This is a genomic window from Vibrio sp. M250220, assembly GCF_036533795.1.
Taxonomy (GTDB): domain Bacteria; phylum Pseudomonadota; class Gammaproteobacteria; order Enterobacterales; family Vibrionaceae; genus Vibrio.
Window position 1 is genome coordinate 1 of record NZ_JATABI010000061.1, and the last position, 18013, is coordinate 18013.

Sequence of the window (18013 nt, forward strand, 5' to 3'; positions counted from 1 at the left end):
GAGCCCCGTTTACACAGAGCCTTATTGTACTCCGCCCAGTTAGTTATCTTCTTTTTTGCCTTACCCATACCACCACCGCTCTAACCATCATAAAGGGTCAGATCGCAAGACTCGAAAAAGGTTCAACTGATTTAGGCAACAACGCCCTTAGTTATTCGAACGGGCTATTTAGAAGATTCGTCATTAATCGCACGCCACATTTTAGATTCACAATGGGTAGTTTGTGCGTCACCGTCTTACATTGCTCGTAATGGCAAGCCTATTAAACCGCAAGATCTCACTCGGCATAATTGTTTTCAATACGCCTATCAAACGACCGGAGCGAGCGAGTGGGAGTTTAAGGCTCAGCATGACAATTATATTGTGAGAGTCAGTGGTAGTTTCTCAACGGATAACGCGACTGCACTTCGAAAAGCAGCGTTAGGTGGGCATGGTATCGCTTACGTACCTAGGTGCTTGGTGTATCACGATATACGTAACGGACAGTTAGTTGATCTGTTCCCCGAACAAGTCGGAAAGAGATTGGGTATTTATGCTGTTTACCCGTTTACCCGACAGCCCCCTAATAAAGTAAAGTTGTTAATAGAACATATTCGAACTCGATATTTGGCTATCTCACACTATTTCTAAATACATGCTCCTGCTTTTGTACGAAAAGTAGGATTTTTTTCTGATAGATTGCATCATTATTCATACACCCATTAGTATGATGGCTACATGATTATTTTCTGGGGGCGTTTATGGATGATGTATTTAAGGCTCAACTGTCAGATAAAACTGATAGCGAAATTAAAAAGTACCGAGGAGAAGTTGTTTCTGAATATATTTCCTCAGAAAGAGTCGACTGGAAAAACAAGAAGTGTGTACTTGAACAGCAGAAAATTATCGATGAAATGCTTAACAGCGCCCCTACTAGTGATTTAGCTTTATCGATGATTTTATCAGAACTTACTACCAAACTCTCACTGTTACACAAGTCGCTATCTGAGCTAAAGAAGCTGCAAGAGCAAGCGATTGAGTTGAGGGGGAAAGATGAAAACTGATGATATTGATGACAAAGTGTTATTGCTATATGAAGTTGTCGAACGAGCATTGAAAAATAATATTGAGTCCAAACGGCAGCCCGTCAAACACGAAATTAGACGGAAAATAGAACGCTTTCATGAAGAACTAGCACAGAGAAACGATATTGACTTTAATTGATTGATGTTCGTTATATTTAGAAGTGTTCATCGAGGTATGAAAAAATAAGACTCATAAACGTTGGGTTGCTCGATTTCTTATACGTCAATAAAAAACGCCGACGCATCCTTGCGTCGGCTTTTCGTCGGCGGCCAAACCGAATTATTTTAGTTTAGGCTGCATGAGTTGAATCTTCCAGTTCAAAAGAGGCGGCAATTAACTTCTTGGTGTATTCGCTTTGAGGGTTAGTTAAGTGAACTAAATCAAACAGTTCGAGAACTTTCTCTTTAGCCTGAGAGCGACTGACGCTTCAATGACAGAGTATGGCTTCAGCAACTTGAATTCCGACACGCATAAATGGGTTAAGTGACGTCATTGGTTCCTGAAAAATCATGCCAATTCGATCTTCCCCGAATGTCCTGCATATCTTGTTCAGACTTATCGAGCAACTGCTGACTCTCGAACACAATGCTGGATTGGGAGTGAACTAAAGCATTCTTTGGCAGCAACTGCGTTAAAGCGTTGGTTGAAACGGATTTCCCACTACCGGATTCACCCACAATCGCAAGAGTTTCGCCTTGAAATAAGTCAAAGCTGATGTTATTACCGCATCAACCATCCCATCGTTGGTGGTGAAGCTAACTGACAGGTTACGAACCTCAAGAATCGGCATCATGGACATTATAATTTCCTTATTAATTAATGCAGTAAGCGCTTTCCATCGCGGTGTTGTGCTGTTTCAGTGTCGAGAAATAGTGGTGTGCTCTTTGTACATGCTCAAACTCCAGCATCCATTGAGCGCTGCGCTGAGCACTGCAAAATGCGCCTATGTGACGCAATAGATCTTCACACTGAATCTGGATGATGTGTTGAGTGGCGTAAACCAGTTCAAAAGACTCGATAGAGACAAACTGAAGGTGAGCATAAGTCTGGTTGAGAAGATCAAACGCTTGTTGATGCTGCCCCATCTTGTTGAGAATCTCTGACTGCGAGACTGCGGCATCTCTTAATCCAGTGATTAAGCAACTAAACTGACAGGGTTTAGTGTCTTCACTCCCCAACGCGTTTTGCAGGTGTGATGGTAAATGAGTGAGGACGATTTCATAAAGGTAGTGGGCTTCTGGCCAGTGTCCTTGCTCTAGCAATTGTTGTGCTTTTAGATAATGCGTCCAGCATTGCTGCAAATCCATGTCTAAATACTCCGCAGTCAGTAATAAGCTTAGCATTTAAATACAACTCATTAACTAATGCAAATAATTATCATTTAATTGTCTGTTTTGCATCTCGAATGGCGAAAAAATAAGCACTTAGACATGAATTAGTTGTAAGTCACTAAATTATAAATGAATCTAGCCTAAACTAGATTTTATAAAATCATAACAATAAGGATAGAGTGATGACGATTCAAAGACTTGAAGCCAATCAGCTATATCTACACGCTGAGTTAGAAAAATTGCAAAGCAAGTCGACAAAAGAGTTGGCGCCTATCGATGAGATTGTAGGTCAGGAGAGAGCTCAAAAAGCCGTCGAATTCGCGATGTCGATAAAAGAGAAGGGCTATAACATCTATGCTATTGGCCAAAATGGTTTAGGTAAGAGAACGATGATTTTGCGTTATCTTAACCGCCATCAGCATGATGAAAGCGCTTTGTTCGATTGGTGTTATGTCGCCAATTTTGAGGACATTCGTACACCACGTGTCCTTAAACTGCCATGCGGTGTAGGTAGCAAACTCAAGCAAGATATCGAAAAACTGATGTCTAAGCTGGTCAATGCTATGCCATTAGCGTTTGACAATGAACTCTATTACAGCCGGGCAGATAAGTTGAAGAATCAGCTTGCAGCAAAGCAGGAAGCAGAACTAGAAGTTATCACCAAAGATGCCAAAGCCAAGGGCATTAGCTTGACCATCACGACTCAGGGTGATTATCAGTTTGTGGCGATGAACGGTGAAGAGCTTCACAACGAAGAGAGTTTTGATGCGCTGAGCAAGAAAGAGCAAGAGTATTTTGGTGAGACCATCGACGAGCTTGAGGTCAAATTAAGAACTATGGCTCGTCAGCTCACTGAATGGGAAGAAGCGTACACGGAAAAGATTAAGAAGCTCAACGATGAAGTGACTCTCGATGTGATTACCCACTTTATCAAACAGTTGAAGAAGGACTATTCTGGTTATCCGGCGATCAAGAGTTACTTAACCGAACTTCAGCAAGATATTGTTGAAAACGCGGATATTTTCCTAGAACAGAGCGCTGAGCAAGGGGAAGTTGCGAGTGCCTCTTTGGATAAGAAATTACCACGTCGATACAAGGTTAATGTTCTAGTAAGCCGTAAGAGTAGCGAATTTCCTATTGTGGTAGAAGAGAACCCTAACTACCACACCCTGTTTGGTTACATTGAAACGGCAACCTTCAAAGGAACGGTTTTCACAGATTTCTCACTTATTCGTCCGGGCAGCCTGCATAAGGCAAACGGTGGTGTGTTGCTAATGGATGCACAAAAAGTGCTAGAGCAACCCTATGTTTGGGATGGATTAAAACGCGCATTGCGGGCTCGTCAGCTAAGTTTCACATCATTAGAGAAAGAGGTGACACTGACAGGTACCGTCTCTTTGGATCCGGAACCAATACCGCTTGATGTTAAAATCATTCTGTTTGGCGACTACCGCACTTATCAGTTGCTACAACATTATGATCCGGAGTTCAGTGAGCTATTTCGTGTAACGGCAGACTTTGAAGATGAGATGAAACGCGATGCGGATTCTGAACTTCAGTATGCACGTTTTATCTCTAGTGTGGTTAATGATAATGGCATGCTTCACTGCGACCGTAAGGCGATTGCTCGCATCATTGAACATAGCTCTAGACTGGTGGGCGATCAGACTAAAATTTCGCTTCATTCGGCCAATATTGCTAATTTGCTGCGTGAATCGAACTATGTTGCGAAACAGGCTAATTCGAACATGATTCGTTCAAGCCACGTCGAAGAGGCACTGGCGAATCAGGAGTTGCGCATTAGTCGTTTGAAAGACAGTGTAATGGAAAGCTTTATCAACGGTACAACCTTGATTCACACTGAAGGTGTGGCAGTGGGGCAGGTGAATGCCTTGTCGGTGCTGAGCACCAGTGAGTATATGTTTGGTGCACCAAACAGAATCACCGCCACGACCTGCTACGGTGACGGCGAAGTGATAGATATTGAACGCAGCGTTGATCTCGGCGGAAGCATACACTCAAAAGGCGTTATGATCCTGACCGCTTATTTGTCCTCTGTCTTTGGTAAAACGGCGAAAGTACCATTGAGTACCACCATTACTTTTGAGCAATCATATGGTGGCGTTGATGGCGATAGCGCGAGTATGGCTGAGTTTTGTGCGGTGGTATCGGCTTTCTCCAAACAACCTAACCGGCAGGATATCGCCATTACTGGCTCAATGAACCAGTTTGGTGAGTCTCAGCCTATTGGTGGTGTAAACGAAAAGATCGAAGGTTTCTTTGATGTATGTACCATCAAAGGACGTAGCAATCAGCAGGGTGTGATTATCCCTCGCTCTAACATGCATAACTTGATGCTGCGACCTGATATCGTCAAGGCGGTAGAACGAGGTGAATTCCACATCTGGGCGATAGACCATGTCACCGAGGCAATAGAACTGTTTACCGGCAAGCCAGCTGGTGAACCGAGTGATGAGGGCAGTTACCCAATAGATACCGTTTTTGGTATCGCACAGGCGAAAATCAATGCATTGCGTAAGTAAATAACGAGAAGAAAGAGCCCACAAATGGGCTCTTTCGTTTAGATGGGTTTAAAGTTCAATCACTTCATTACCTGAGGCAACGCCTTTCGCGAATGCGTCAATATTTCCCAGTGTTGTTTCGGCAATATTGCCAAGGGCTTCATGAGTCAAGAATGCCTGGTGACCGATGAAAAGTACGTTATGGCATGCAGATAAACGGCGGAAGACATCGTCAACAATGACGTCATTCGATCAAACCTCTCAAAAGAGAAAAGGAGAGTAACAGCACTTATTGAATACCTAATTCACATGAAAATAAACCACGAATTTTCTGGGGGATTTGTTTGCTTGCTAAATGATTTAAATAGTTGATATATATAGTTCGAATGGATAGATATAGTGGAAGCGAGAGAGTAAATGATCCAACTAGCCCCGATGAAAAGCAGTGATTTGGAACAAGTGATGAACCTGAGGATAGAGAAAGAGCAGCTTCCTTATGTCGGCACTATTGAAGAAATATTACTTAATGCAGATGACAAGGTTCATCCCCATTTAGTTTGGCGACAAGAGAAGGTTGTTGGTATTTTTCTCATTGATACCACTTATGGGCAAAATTACGATTTTTCACCCTCTGATGCCGTTGGATTTCGCGCATTTTTAATCGATAGTGGTTCTCAGGGCAAGGGAATTGGCGCTAAGTCGATGTCGAAGTTGGCTGGATATCTCAGTGAACAATATCCTAATTTTGGCGCTGTTTATCTAACCGTTAATTGCAAAAATACGCCAGCGTACCAGTGCTATGTTAACAATGGTTTCAAGGATAGCAATCAATTATATCTGGGCGGCGCTGCGGGACCACAGCATATAATGTTCATGCCTCTATAGGGGTTATGTCGGCAGACTACTGGCGCACAGAACATTCATGCCATCAAACCGTTCGGCATCTATGAAGAGTTTCGTCCTTGGCATAAAGAGGATGCGGACATCGTTCATATGATTTCACATTGCTACAGTTGCAAAATTGACCGCGAGTTAGGCGAAACCAATTACGAAGATTATGAAATCAACAATGGCATGAAAGCTGTCTGGAAAAATATTCACGACGCTATCGCTCACAATGAGAAGACAATGGCCGAAAGCCCTAAAAAGGGCTTGAGTATTGAACGAGAAACCTTCTTACTTCACTTAATCGTCAAAGAAATGCTTTAAGCTCATCTCCCAAGGCCTGCACATGCAGGCTTTTTTAGGCGCTGAAAAGTTGTTTCTCTTTGTTAGCTATTAGTGAGTTAACATAATGAGCATACAATTTAGCGCACAGAATTCTCATATTCTTTCTATACTTATCCAAGTAATTGAATTATTAATACTAATTAATATTATAGTAAACACAGCGATTCGGATAACGACTAAGGGATTAGTATATGAAGATGTTGATGCGCTTCGTACTAGGTGGACTGGTTGCCACAACAGCGAGCTTTGGATCTTATGCCAAAATAATCGAAACCACGACGCTAGTGGGATTTGGAGAAGCGAAATACGCGGAAGACTTTAAGCACTTTGACTATGTTAATCCGGATGCGCCCAAATATGGCAAAGTGACCTATGGTCAAGTCGGAACTTACGATAACTTCAATCGCTTTGCGTCGAGAGGCGTACCCGCAGCCGCCAGTGGCGAGCTGTACGACACTTTAATGTTTTCTCCTAGTGATGAGATTGACTCATACTACCCATTGATCGCACAAAAAGTTCGTTACTCCGATGACTACAGCTGGCTTGAGTTAGATATTAACCCAGCAGCTCGTTTTCATGATGGTAAGCCAATTACCGCTCATGACGTCGCGTTTACGTTCGATAAGTTCATGTCCGAAGGCGCCCCTCAGTACCGTATTTACTACCAAGATATTAAATCCGTTACGGCAAAAGATGATTTAACAGTCAGGATCGAAATGGCGACGCCAAATCGTGAAAAGATGTTCAGTTTTGCTCAGGGCACTCGTGTATTGCCCAAACACTTCTGGAGTGACAAGAACTTATCAGAGCCGCTATCTACCCCTCCAGTGGGCAGTGCAGCATACAAAATTACCGATTACAAATCAGGCCAGAGTGTCACTTACAGTTTAGTTGATGACTATTGGGCCGCTGATCTTCCTGTCAGCATTGGGCGCAAAAACTTTAAACAGGTCCAATATGATTACTACCGAGACGACACGGTTATGCTTGAGGCATTTAAAGCGGGGGAGTTTGATTTTCGATTAGAGTCCTCGGCTAAGTTTTGGGCTAACTCCTACACGGGTGTCAACTTTGATAAAGGGTACATTACCAAGCAAGAAATCCTTCATCAAAAACCAGAGAGCACTCAAGCATTTGTATTTAACACTCAACGTGACGTATTTCGTGACCCTAGAGTTCGCGAGGCGCTCAACTACGCGATGGACTTTGAGTGGATGAACAAGAACATGTTCTACAGCCAATACAGTCGCACACGCAGTTATTTCCAAAATACGGATTATGAAGCGAAAGGTGTACCTTCCGAAGCCGAGCAGAAGATACTTGCTCCGTTTAAAGATAAGTTGCCTGAACGTGTCTTCACTGAAGAATATCAGCCACCAGTGACCGATGGTTCTGGTCGTATTAGGACTCAGATGCGGATGGCCTTTACGCTACTCAAAGAAGCGGGCTGGGAACTAAAAAACAAGGTTATGACGAACTCAGAAACGGGGCAGCCTATGGCCTTTGAGTTGCTGATCTACAGTCCAACCACGGAACGAATTGCGATACCAGTCCAAAAAAACTTACAGAGTATGGGTATCGATATGAAAATACGTACCGTTGATACCACCCAATACATTAAGCGACTTCGTGACCGTGACTTTGATATGGTGTCCTCATCTTACAGCGCTAACCCATATCCAAGCCCGAATCTGATGATTGTGTGGAACTCGAACTACATCGATTCGACGTATAACACCGCTGGTGTCACCGACCCTGTGGTGGATTTCCTTACAATGGAAATCGCTAAAAATCAGCAGAATTCAGAGGGGTTACTCCCTCTAGGTCGAGCCTTGGATCGTGTGCTGCAATGGAACTTTTACATCATCCCCCAGTGGTATGTGAGCAAGTATCGAGTGGCGATGTGGGACAAGTTTGAACGTCCAGAGATCTTACCTAAGTATGATTTAGGTGTTGATACTTGGTGGGTATCAGAGTCAAAAGCGGCTTTGCTACCTGAAAAACGTCGATAGATGAGGGAATAATGGCAGCGTATATATTCAGACGTTTGTTGCTGGTGATCCCCACGCTTTGGGCGATCATTACCATTAATTTTTTTATCATACAAATTGCTCCCGGCGGTCCTGTCGAACAGGCGATAGCTCAATTAGAAGGGCACTCCTCAGGCATTATGGAACGCTTTTCAGGTGGCGGAAATGAAGTGGAACTCAGTGTCGGCGATGAAGCGGGATCTACCGGATATAAAGGTTCTAGAGGCCTAGATCCTGAAGTCGTCGAAGCCCTAAAAAAACAGTTCGGCTTTGATAAACCGATCCATGAGCGTTACTTTGATATGCTTAAAAACTACGCTACGTTCAATTTTGGTGAAAGTTTGTTTAAGGGCGGTAATGTCATTGACCTAATTGTCGAAAGGTTACCCGTTTCGATATCGTTAGGCTTATGGAGTACGTTGATTATCTATTTAATCTCCATTCCTCTTGGTGTTCTTAAAGCGATTCATCATGGTAGCCGTTTTGATATTTGGTCGAGTGCTGTTGTTATTATCGGCTATGCGATACCGGGGTTTTTGTTTGCGATCATTTTGATTATCCTATTTGCCAGCGGCAATTACTTTAGCTGGTTTCCACTGCGAGGACTGGTATCGAGTAACTTCGAACAACTGACATGGTATCAACAGATTGCCGATTACTTTTGGCATTTGGCCTTACCTATCTTCGCTATGGTGATAGGTGGTTTTGCCACCTTGAGCATGCTAACTAAAAACTCGTTTCTTGATGAAATCAACAAGCAATATGTGGTGACAGCACGTGCAAAGGGTCTCGATGAGCGTGACATCCTTTATAAACATGTCTTTCGCAACGCTATGTTGATCATCATCGCGGGTTTTCCTGCTGCTTTTATCAGTATTTTCTTTACTGGGTCGATGCTGATTGAAGTCATGTTTTCGTTGGAAGGGATTGGTTTGCTTGGCTTTGAATCGACCATTCAACGGGACTATCCAGTTGTATTCAGCTCACTGTACATAATGACATTGCTTGGTCTTGTGCTGAGCATCATCTCTGATTTGACCTATACCTGGGTTGACCCACGAATTGATTTTGAGGCACGTTGATGTTTCGTCGTAGTAAGAACCCGCTAAATCAGGCGCGATGGCAAAGATTTAAGGCCAATAAACGTGGCTTCTGGTCGATGTGGATATTCACAGCGCTATTTGTGATCAGCTTATTGGCTGAAGTCATTGCCAATGACAAGCCCTTGCTGGTGGAGTACAACAACCAGTGGTATTTGCCGATCGTCAATCAATATGCTGAAACTGAATTTGGCGGTGAGTTTGAAACCGAAGCCGATTATACCGACCCCTATGTGATCGAATTGATTGAGGATAAGGGCTATATTGTTTGGCCGTTGATTCGATTTAGCTACGATACTATCAATTTCAATATTGATGGTAGTGTGCCTTCAGCACCTGATAGCGTTAACTGGCTTGGAACCGATGACAAAGGACGAGATGTCCTTGCCCGTGTGATATATGGCTTTCGCATTTCGGTGCTGTTTGGATTTGTATTAACGATCGTTTCAAGCATCATTGGTGTTGCGGTCGGGGCAACTCAGGGATATTACGGCGGTTGGCTCGACCTATTTGGTCAACGTTTTATCGAAGTTTGGTCAGGCATGCCGACCTTATTTCTACTGATTATTCTCTCAAGCTTTGTTGAACCGAATTTCTGGTGGTTGTTAGGCATCATGGTGGCTTTCAGTTGGATGAGTTTGGTTGGTGTCGTTAGGGCGGAGTTTCTGCGTTGCCGCAATTTTGATTATGTTCGCGCTGCGCAGGCGATGGGTGTCGATGATAAACGTATCATGCTCCGTCATATGTTACCCAATGCTATGGTCGCCTCGCTAACCATGATGCCGTTTATTCTATCTGGTTCAGTCACGACACTCACCTCGCTCGACTTTTTGGGATTTGGGTTACCGGCAGGCTCTCCTTCGCTGGGGGAGCTACTTGCACAGGGTAAGGCAAACCTGCAAGCGCCGTGGCTCGGCTTTTCTGCATTCTTTGTACTGTCGGTGATGCTAACCCTGCTTGTTTTCATTGGCGAAGCAGTACGTGATGCCTTTGACCCTCACCATCAAGGAAGATAACCATGAATCAAACGGTACTCACCATTGAGAATCTGTCGGTGGGCTTTGGGCAAAAAAATAGCATTCAGCAAGTGACTCACGATGTCTCTTTATCTATCCGTAAAGGGGAAACATTGGCGCTGGTGGGCGAGAGTGGTTCCGGCAAGTCGGTGACCGCCAACTCAGTGTTAAAGCTGCTGCCTAAAGGCTCATCTCATTACCTTAATGGCTCAATTGACTTTAATGGTGTCGATATTCTCTCGTGTTCTGAACGTGAACTTAGAGGCATTCGTGGTGGGCGCATTGGCATGATCTTTCAAGAACCAATGGTATCGCTAAATCCGCTGCATAAAATTGGCAAGCAGTTAGTCGAAACCCTCTCAATCCACCGGGGGATGAGAACCCGTCACGCAGAACCGCTGGCGATTGAATGGCTAGAAAAAGTAGGAATACGCCATCCAGAGCAAAAGATTTTGTCCTATCCGCACGAGCTCTCTGGCGGTGAACGTCAGCGAGTGATGATTGCAATTGCGCTAATCAATGAACCTGAACTGCTCATTGCCGACGAGCCAACAACCGCGCTGGATGTTTCCGTCCAAGCTCAGATACTTGATTTGCTGAAAGAGCTCCAGCAAGAGTTAGGGATGGCGATGTTGTTTATCACTCATGACCTCAGCATTGTAAAGCGAATTGCAGACAGAGTGGCTGTGATGCAAGATGGCGCATTGGTTGAGGTCGGGGAGTGCCAACAGGTATTTAGTGCCCCAGAGCACCCATACACTCAGACACTGATTAACTCTGACCCGAGAGGTTTGCCGGCAAACGTTGACGACAACGCAGAGCCTCTATTGAACGTCAAATCGTTGCGGGTTTGGTTTCCACTCACTGGTGGCATTTTTAAACGGGTGGTTTCACATATTAAAGCTGTCACCGATATGAATTTTACCCTTAAAAAGGGCTATTCTATTGGACTTGTCGGGGAGAGCGGGTCGGGTAAATCGACCACAGGAATGGCAATCCTAAAGCTGATAAAATCTGAAGGTTCAATCTCTTATCAAGGGCGCGAATTACAAGGTTTGGATCGTAAAGGTATGCTCCCTTACCGCAGTAAAATGCAAGTGGTTTTCCAAGACCCGTTTTCTGCGCTCAACCCAAGGATGTCGGTTGCTCAAGTTATTGGTGAAGGCTTACGAGTTCATCAGCAATATGACGAATCAGAAATTGATGCCTTGATATGCGAAGTGATGAGAGAGGTGGATCTTGATCCTGAAACTCGTTACCGTTATCCCAATGAATTTTCGGGGGGGCAACGTCAACGTATTGCGATTGCACGCGTGCTGATTTTGAAGCCAGAGTTTATTCTACTTGATGAACCGACCTCTTCACTGGATCGAACGGTGCAAGCTCAGGTGCTTGATCTGTTAAAATCTCTGCAAGAAAAATATCATCTGACCTACCTGTTTATTAGCCATGATCTCAATGTCGTGAAATCTTTGTGTCACTACACCATTGTGATGAAGCAAGGACTCGTGCTGGAGCAAGGAGAGACGCAGGCTCTATTTAGTCATCCACAACAGGAATACACCCGCCATCTAGTTGAGTTGTCGAGTTTATGAATTTCCCTAGATAAGCTGTTAGCAAAAAGCCGCCATAATTGGCGGCTTTGTTCATCAATTGGGCAATTGTGATTAAAGAATCACAGCATCATCTTGAGACCAGATTTTTGCCAGCTCTTTACTCACATCCAACTCGTTGAGATGAGCTACATGGAAGTTGAGCAGGTCAAGATCGTATGACGGTGCCGTATAGACTGAGCCAGAGTTGACTGCTTCGATCAGACGATCAGCTTGTTGCGCGGTGTAATCTGCATTTTGTCGACGAGTTTGACGTTGTAGCTGTTCACGAACTTGGCTTACCACCATTTCATACTCGGTCTGAGTAAAACCACTGGCAATGGCACGTTTAATTTCTGCTTGTACGATTTGTTGTGCCTTGCTGCGTTCATTAACGTCTAGATCCGTTAATCGAATTTGAGAGAGCAGCTTATGGTTAAATACAAGCTGATTATCAACCACAACTTTGGCTAATGAGTGCTGCTGTTGCAATGCATTCTCAATACGTTGTTCAAGCAACTTATTGGCTAAGGTTGCAATCAGCATATCTTTTCTTAACGCTTTGCTGTCTGTTTGGTTATGAACCGACTTCAAGCTGCTGATTGAAACTGAAGAATCATTGGCGACAGACTGAGCCGTGACTGGCGTGGCGGTAAAGGCAGCTAGAGAGTGAGTTGATGAGCTCTTGTTTGCTTTCCAGTCTGCGAAACTTTTGTCAATCAGATTCGCTGCTGAGCGAGGACTAACCGCACCAGCAATGACCACAGTAATGTTCTGCGGTATATATTGTTGAGCTTGAAAATCATGCACTGAGGACAGAGGGGTATCGGCCAAAGTTTCCGCATCGAGTGCTGACCAGTGCTGATCAACCGCCAACGGCTGTAACTGTTTTGTTGCGATAACTTGGTCAATATCTGTTAGCGACGATTGACCTTTCACCAGTAATTCTGAAACTTGCGATGTTTGGATCTGTGTTGTTAACCCAGAGCGAATCAGGTCAAGCGCACGACCAATGTCTGCATCGGTGCCATGAGCAAGATCTAGGCTGAATACCGTTTGCTGAAAACCAGAGGTTGCAAGCCAGTCTGTACCTGAAATGGAGTTCAGTGCGGTAATTCTTGCTAGTGGGTAGTCGGCCGGCTCTTGTGCAACCCCAGATCCCACTCGTACGCGAATCGACACTTCGTCGCTGGTCTTGGTGGTCGGTAGGCTGATGTAACGTAGGCCGTTTTCCAACTGCGCGACTGAAGTGCGAGCTGGTAGTTGAATATCTGTGTGCTCAAACCATAGCGGGCTATTGCTTGCAGCAGAAGCGACTGGCGAAAACATTAAAGATGCAGATAGAGCTGCACTGAACAAAGTACAAATCGAATTAGACACTTATTACTCCAGAAACAATGAATTTGATATCTCTGTGTCCTGAGAGCTCGATGTAATAACATCGGACTCCGTGTATGTCTATCCATGAACTCGAAGCTGAGCTTCGTAACACGTCGCTGCCAGTGAATCGCGATCCTGCGAGGCAATGGAACATCTCATTATTAAAACGGTGAGATTTTCTACGGTGACACGAGACTCATCTTCTTGAATATGCTCGGCTGATGTGAATCTGACTCAGCCGTTTCGACACTAATCTCTGAGACAAGTGTTATTCTAGGACGCGGATTGATGCTTTTCATTGATTGTGACATCTGTGGCTTAGTTACCTATAAGACAATTTCTCGGTCAAATCTATATTCTATAAAAATTCTTTCTTACGCATATTTTCAGTAATACATGAAATTAAGATGAATCTCTAGCAGATGGCTCGCAATAATTGTCAATAGATCAAAAACGTTGGCTTGCGTTGGCAACATAACCAAAAAAAGTAGTGACAGTTTGATTAATGGCATGCTAGTGATGGCAAAATACAGGCTTGTTTGCTGAAAAGACCCCATTTTATTTTACAAATAGGCGCTATGCAGAGAACATAAGTAGCTGTTTTTATGATTTTTCCTCGCTATACTGACGGATAAATACAAGATAGAGACCTAATTGCAGTTTGGTCGAAGAGTCTGCATTGGAGCACTGGATACACTATGAAATCACAGCTTGATCTTAATCTCCTTAAAGTACTTCCTCTGCTTGATAAACACCGTCAATTGAAACTGGTTGCTAAAGAACTGGGGAAAACAGAAAGTGCGGTGAGCAAGTATTTGGCCAAACTCAGAGAGCAACTAGGCGATCCGCTGTTCGTCAGAGGGGCGTTTGAATTCGAACCGACCGAATATACAACCAATTTGCTGCCTAAAATTACCGCAGGTCTTGATATGATCAATGAGGCGGTACAGCGTGAAGAGTTTAACCCTGCCTTATATGATAAAAGTATTTCGATAGCTTTACCCAGTCTAGGCCAGTCATTGGTGGGAAAAGCCTTGTTGCTGGATCTCATAGAGATCTTCCCCAAGGCTAAGATCAATATCACTACTTGGAATGAAACATCGATCACTGACATTCTTGATGAACGGTTGGATATCGGGGTTCAGTACTTCAACGAAGAGCTAACCAAAACGATTTTTCAGCATCACTTAGGCAAATACAAAGGGGCAATTATTTGTGCCAAGCCGTATGCAGACAGGTCATTAGAAGAAAAGCTGCGTATGCCTTATATCATGATGGAGATGAAAGGTTGGCAAGATACCAAAGCGGTGACAAACAAAGCATTGGAAGAGCAGGGAATTGAAATCAACACCTTTGCGACGGTAGATAATATCACCTGTTTATTTGATGTTCTTGAGTGTACTGAGAGCGCAACATTGCTCCCTTATACAAACCACACTCAGTTGCATGAAAAATATTGCGTCACTGTGCTACCTGATCATTTGCAGATGGAGCATCCGCCGTCAGTGGTTGCCAATTACAAATTGGTCAACCATGGTAATCCGCTCCATCAACTCTTAGCGTCTAAGGTCAAGCAGCATCTTTTCTAGTTTCATTAAGGTCGATATGGATGTGTTGTTGAATTCGCATCAACTCTACAATGGAATCGACCTTATATTTATCTAAAATTCTTGCCTTATAAGTACTGATGGTTTTTGTGCTTAGTGATAGCATTTCAGAGATCTTCTTGTTGCTGTAGCCTTTAATCAGATAATTGAATACAACGGTTTCTCGCTTTGACAAAGTGGTATTGCGCTTCTTAAGGTTATCTGTTTTTTTGAATGCAGAATGGCCGCGTAATACGCTTAGCACAGCCTCTTTGAGCACTAGAGTGTTTTCTAATTTAGAGACGTAACCATTAGCCCCTAACGATTTTGCTGTTTCTGAATACATCGGATGCTTATTACTCGAAACAAATAAAATGCGTCCAGTGTATCCATATGCTCGTGCGCGTCTTACAAATTCGAATCCATCAGAGCCTTCAAGATCGACATCAAGCACCACCATATTAATGTTATGATTTCTGACCAACTGTATTGCAAACGTTGCTGAAGGTGCCTGCAAAACCTGCACATTTGGGATGGTCTCGTAAAGCAGTTGAGATAGCGCTTCGCGCATAATTGGTTGACTATCAATCACTAACGTATGAGTTGAGGACATCATTTTACTTTCTCGCTGTTATTCTAATCAATGATGCTTCCGTGCCTTCAAATCCGATGGCGCTAATGTAAGATATAACTGACGGAAAAGGGGGAAAGCGACACTTTCCTGTACGGAAAAACTGTCATGGCAGGGTTAGTTAAGTCAATTAATCGTTATAGCTCTAAATATTTTTTGAGGATCTCATCTATGGTTCCATCCTCTTTGAGATATGTGATAATGGTGTTAAGTTGTTGAATAAATTCATCTTTGTAAGGGTATTTATCTGGCGATTGATTGGTGAATCCAACATAGCCTTGTTCACTACTCACAGAGTTACCTAATTGCATTTTCCAGGAGGAATTAATGATGCCTTCTTCACGTAACAACTTGACTTCCCAAAGAATTGACAGCCGATCGTTTAAGTAACAGTCAATACGATTCTTATACAGGTTGAGGACATTGTTGCGATTGCCTTTGGCTTCGATAAGTTTAATGGTTCCTTTTTTAACCTGTTGCCAGAATTCATTTCCACCTAACGCGAAAGAATCGTTTACGCCGACGGTTAAACCAAGGTAATCATCAGGCCAGACATTGAGTTGCCGGTCTTTTACACGATCTGGCTGACAGTAAACCACGACTTCTTCGTCAAGGATTGGGTGTGAGTAAGGAGAGATGTATAAGCGTTGATCTGGGTAGTAGTAAGGGGGAAAAAGCGCAAACCCTTCTCCGGTTTCTAACAACTTCAACCCTCTTTTCCAAGGAACGGGTGAAACTTTGATTCGATATTCCGGCATTCTCTCAAAAGCGGCTAATAGAATATCCACGTAGATTCCTCTAAGCTCACCATCGACCGAATAACTGTATGGTGGGTATGAGTCATCGCCGTAAACAGTTACGGAAGTAGGCGGATAGTATGCCCAACAGGCGTTGCTTAAAAGAGCGATTATTAGCCATCTCAAGACGACATCACCTTAGCGTTGTTCTTTCTATAGTTAACTTTAGTTTATTTATCGCCGCTGAGAGATTAGACTTTCATTTTTATTAGTGAATGACCGCAAGGTATGGTATGAGCCAGGATTACGAGCAGGGCGAAGAAATCGAAATTGAAGCGATAGGTATTGAAGTATCGTCACAGCCAATTGAGCTGTATAAAGTGTTTAAAATCGCTAACCTTGTTGGTGGCGGTGGTGAAGCAAAGCACTTGATAGCGGAAGGTTATGTTGCGGTAAATGGTGAGCTGGAAACTCGCAAACGTCGTAAGATGTATGACGGTGATTTGTTTGAATTCAATCAGGAATACTATGTCGTGATCTGTGATGCGCCTGTAACAGAACCTCAAGAGAAGCCAGCTAAGGTCGAAAAAGTGCCGCAGCCACTTAAGTCTCAGCCAAAGAGCCAGAGTAAAAAAACGCCAAAAAACAAAGATAAAGCGAAAAAGGCAGAGTCTAAACCTGCGAAAAAAAGCGGTAACGGACGTTCCTCAATCGACTTTTTTAAGGTTTGATTGATGAGTAAAGGGCCCACAGGGCCCTTTCAAAATAGAAATCGTTGAGCAATCAAGTGCGAATATGGGCTATCACTTGATTCAGATCTTCGACGTTTTGCTGCAAGTCGACAACAATCGGTTGTAGCTGGTTGATTGCCTCGCTCATGTCAGACGAAAGGTTTTTGATGTTGGCCAAATTACCAGATATTTCACCACTGACGGCGAGTTGTTCTTCAGTGGCGGCGGCAATGGAGGTATTGAGCTTGTGTATTTCTGCCGCCGAGCCTTGAATAGTACTGAGGGCTTCATTGGCAACGCTCATGTTTGAACGTGTCGACTGCATTTTGTTAGCACTGCTGTGAATCGTGACGGTCGACTCTTTGGCTTTCTCTTGTAGTGTTGAGATGATGCTTTCGATTTCTCCCGTCGAGTCTTGGGTTCGCTGGGCTAGGGAGCGAACTTCATCGGCAACCACTGCAAAACCTCGTCCTTGTTCACCGGCGCGCGCCGCCTCGATTGCCGCATTGAGCGCCAGAAGGTTTGTCTGCTCGGCTATCGCCTTGATCACCTCCAGAACATTTCCGACATTATTTGACTCTTCGGCAAGTTGTTGAATGATATGTGAGGTGTTAGAGAATTCTCCCTCTAGTTGAGTGAATTCATTGGACGTCTTATCAAACACTTCTTTACTCGTCGATGCTTCTTTTTCCGCGCTCCCTGCATACTGTTCGGCCATATTGGTGCTCTCGGCAACATTGGATAACGCCGTGGTCATCTCTTCCATGGCTGTCGCCGCCATCTCCATTTCTTGGTTCTGTTGGCCTGCCATATCAATGTTGCGTTGAGTGATGGATTGAATCGACTGCGAAATGGTCGAAATAGTGGCGTTAACTTGATTGATTTTGCTGATGGTTTTCGCGTAGCTCTCTAGGAATTTGTTAATCGTGTTCCCAATGATGCCGAGTTCGTTATTGCTCTTATCATCGACACGAAGGGTGAGATCAGAGTTGGTATCGACTTGTTGCAATAAGGTCGCCATTTGGTCTATCGGTTTTACCACGCGGCGATTGACCAATACAT

General features: G+C 43.8%; 15 protein-coding genes and 4 pseudogenes. 12 read left to right on the forward strand and 7 right to left on the reverse strand.

Annotation, left to right across the window (positions count from 1 at the left end):
• Positions 1-147: 147 nt before the first annotated feature.
• The 3 genes and pseudogenes from QTN94_RS17650 to QTN94_RS17660 form a co-directional block, all read left to right on the forward strand.
• Positions 148-630 (forward strand): annotated as a pseudogene (locus QTN94_RS17650) (substrate binding domain-containing protein); the annotation flags it as partial.
• 110 nt (positions 631-740) lie between these two features.
• Complete coding sequence (locus QTN94_RS17655; protein ID WP_331417091.1) at positions 741-1043, forward strand: hypothetical protein; 303 nt, start codon at positions 741-743, stop codon at positions 1041-1043.
• Positions 1033-1203, forward strand: coding sequence for a hypothetical protein (locus QTN94_RS17660; RefSeq protein ID WP_331417090.1), 171 nt, complete (start codon positions 1033-1035; stop codon positions 1201-1203). Before QTN94_RS17655 ends, QTN94_RS17660 begins: the two co-directional genes overlap by 11 nt.
• A gap of 202 nt (positions 1204-1405) precedes the next feature.
• Here QTN94_RS17660 and QTN94_RS17665 read toward each other — a convergent pair.
• Together QTN94_RS17665 and QTN94_RS17670 are read right to left on the reverse strand one after the other, a co-directional pair.
• A pseudogene (locus QTN94_RS17665) lies at positions 1406-1864 on the reverse strand (ATP-binding cassette domain-containing protein); the annotation flags it as partial.
• Between the two features lie 13 nt (positions 1865-1877).
• A complete protein-coding gene (locus QTN94_RS17670; protein WP_331428406.1) occupies positions 1878-2372 on the reverse strand; it encodes a hypothetical protein in 495 nt (164 codons plus the stop codon).
• Positions 2373-2578: 206 nt separating this feature from the next.
• Between QTN94_RS17670 and QTN94_RS17675 the strand changes: the two genes are divergently transcribed.
• Positions 2579-4939 carry a Lon protease family protein gene (locus QTN94_RS17675; protein ID WP_331417089.1) on the forward strand — a complete coding sequence of 787 codons (2361 nt, stop codon included), beginning with the start codon at positions 2579-2581 and terminating at the stop codon, positions 4937-4939.
• 48 nt (positions 4940-4987) lie between these two features.
• Here the strand turns inward: QTN94_RS17675 and QTN94_RS17680 are convergent.
• A pseudogene (locus tag QTN94_RS17680) lies at positions 4988-5170 on the reverse strand (2-hydroxyacid dehydrogenase); the annotation flags it as partial.
• A 165-nt stretch (positions 5171-5335) separates the two neighbouring features.
• On the opposite strand from QTN94_RS17680, the gene QTN94_RS17685 reads away from it, so the two are divergent.
• From QTN94_RS17685 to QTN94_RS17710, 6 genes and pseudogenes are all read left to right on the forward strand, one after another.
• Positions 5336-5803, forward strand: a complete 468-nt coding sequence (locus tag QTN94_RS17685) for a GNAT family N-acetyltransferase (protein WP_138972593.1) — start codon at positions 5336-5338, stop codon at positions 5801-5803.
• Positions 5804-5815: 12 nt separating this feature from the next.
• Positions 5816-6127: pseudogene (locus QTN94_RS17690) on the forward strand (DNA mismatch repair protein MutT); the annotation flags it as partial.
• A 218-nt stretch (positions 6128-6345) separates the two neighbouring features.
• Entirely contained in the window at positions 6346-8160 is a 1815-nt protein-coding gene (locus QTN94_RS17695) for an extracellular solute-binding protein (RefSeq protein ID WP_443088806.1), read from the forward strand.
• Positions 8161-8171: 11 nt separating this feature from the next.
• A complete protein-coding gene (locus QTN94_RS17700; RefSeq protein ID WP_331428399.1) occupies positions 8172-9260 on the forward strand; it encodes a microcin C ABC transporter permease YejB in 1089 nt (362 codons plus the stop codon).
• Entirely contained in the window at positions 9260-10294 is a 1035-nt protein-coding gene (locus tag QTN94_RS17705; protein ID WP_331428400.1) for an ABC transporter permease, read from the forward strand. Before QTN94_RS17700 ends, QTN94_RS17705 begins: the two co-directional genes overlap by 1 nt.
• Before the next feature lie 2 nt (positions 10295-10296).
• Entirely contained in the window at positions 10297-11889 is a 1593-nt protein-coding gene (locus QTN94_RS17710) for an ABC transporter ATP-binding protein (RefSeq protein WP_331428401.1), read from the forward strand.
• Between the two features lie 72 nt (positions 11890-11961).
• On the opposite strand, the gene QTN94_RS17715 is transcribed toward QTN94_RS17710, so the two are convergent.
• Positions 11962-13266 carry an insulinase family protein gene (locus tag QTN94_RS17715; protein ID WP_331428402.1) on the reverse strand — a complete coding sequence of 435 codons (1305 nt, stop codon included), beginning with the start codon at positions 13264-13266 and terminating at the stop codon, positions 11962-11964.
• Positions 13267-13964: 698 nt separating this feature from the next.
• Here QTN94_RS17715 and QTN94_RS17720 point away from each other — a divergent pair.
• Positions 13965-14855 (forward strand): LysR family transcriptional regulator, encoded by an 891-nt coding sequence (locus QTN94_RS17720; protein WP_331428403.1) that lies wholly within the window; start codon positions 13965-13967, stop codon positions 14853-14855.
• Here the strand turns inward: QTN94_RS17720 and QTN94_RS17725 are convergent.
• Both QTN94_RS17725 and QTN94_RS17730 read right to left on the reverse strand, forming a co-directional pair.
• Positions 14836-15468, reverse strand: a complete 633-nt coding sequence (locus QTN94_RS17725; RefSeq protein ID WP_331418463.1) for a response regulator transcription factor — start codon at positions 15466-15468, stop codon at positions 14836-14838. The two genes, QTN94_RS17720 and QTN94_RS17725, sit on opposite strands and share 20 nt — an antisense overlap.
• A 152-nt stretch (positions 15469-15620) precedes the next feature.
• Positions 15621-16406, reverse strand: coding sequence for a substrate-binding periplasmic protein (locus QTN94_RS17730; RefSeq protein WP_331418462.1), 786 nt, complete (start codon positions 16404-16406; stop codon positions 15621-15623).
• A gap of 107 nt (positions 16407-16513) precedes the next feature.
• Between QTN94_RS17730 and QTN94_RS17735 the strand changes: the two genes are divergently transcribed.
• Positions 16514-16951, forward strand: a complete 438-nt coding sequence (locus QTN94_RS17735) for an RNA-binding S4 domain-containing protein (RefSeq protein WP_331428404.1) — start codon at positions 16514-16516, stop codon at positions 16949-16951.
• Positions 16952-17003: 52 nt separating this feature from the next.
• On the opposite strand, the gene QTN94_RS17740 is transcribed toward QTN94_RS17735, so the two are convergent.
• A partial coding sequence (locus QTN94_RS17740; protein WP_331428405.1) for a methyl-accepting chemotaxis protein occupies positions 17004-18013 on the reverse strand: 1010 nt, incomplete at its 5' end.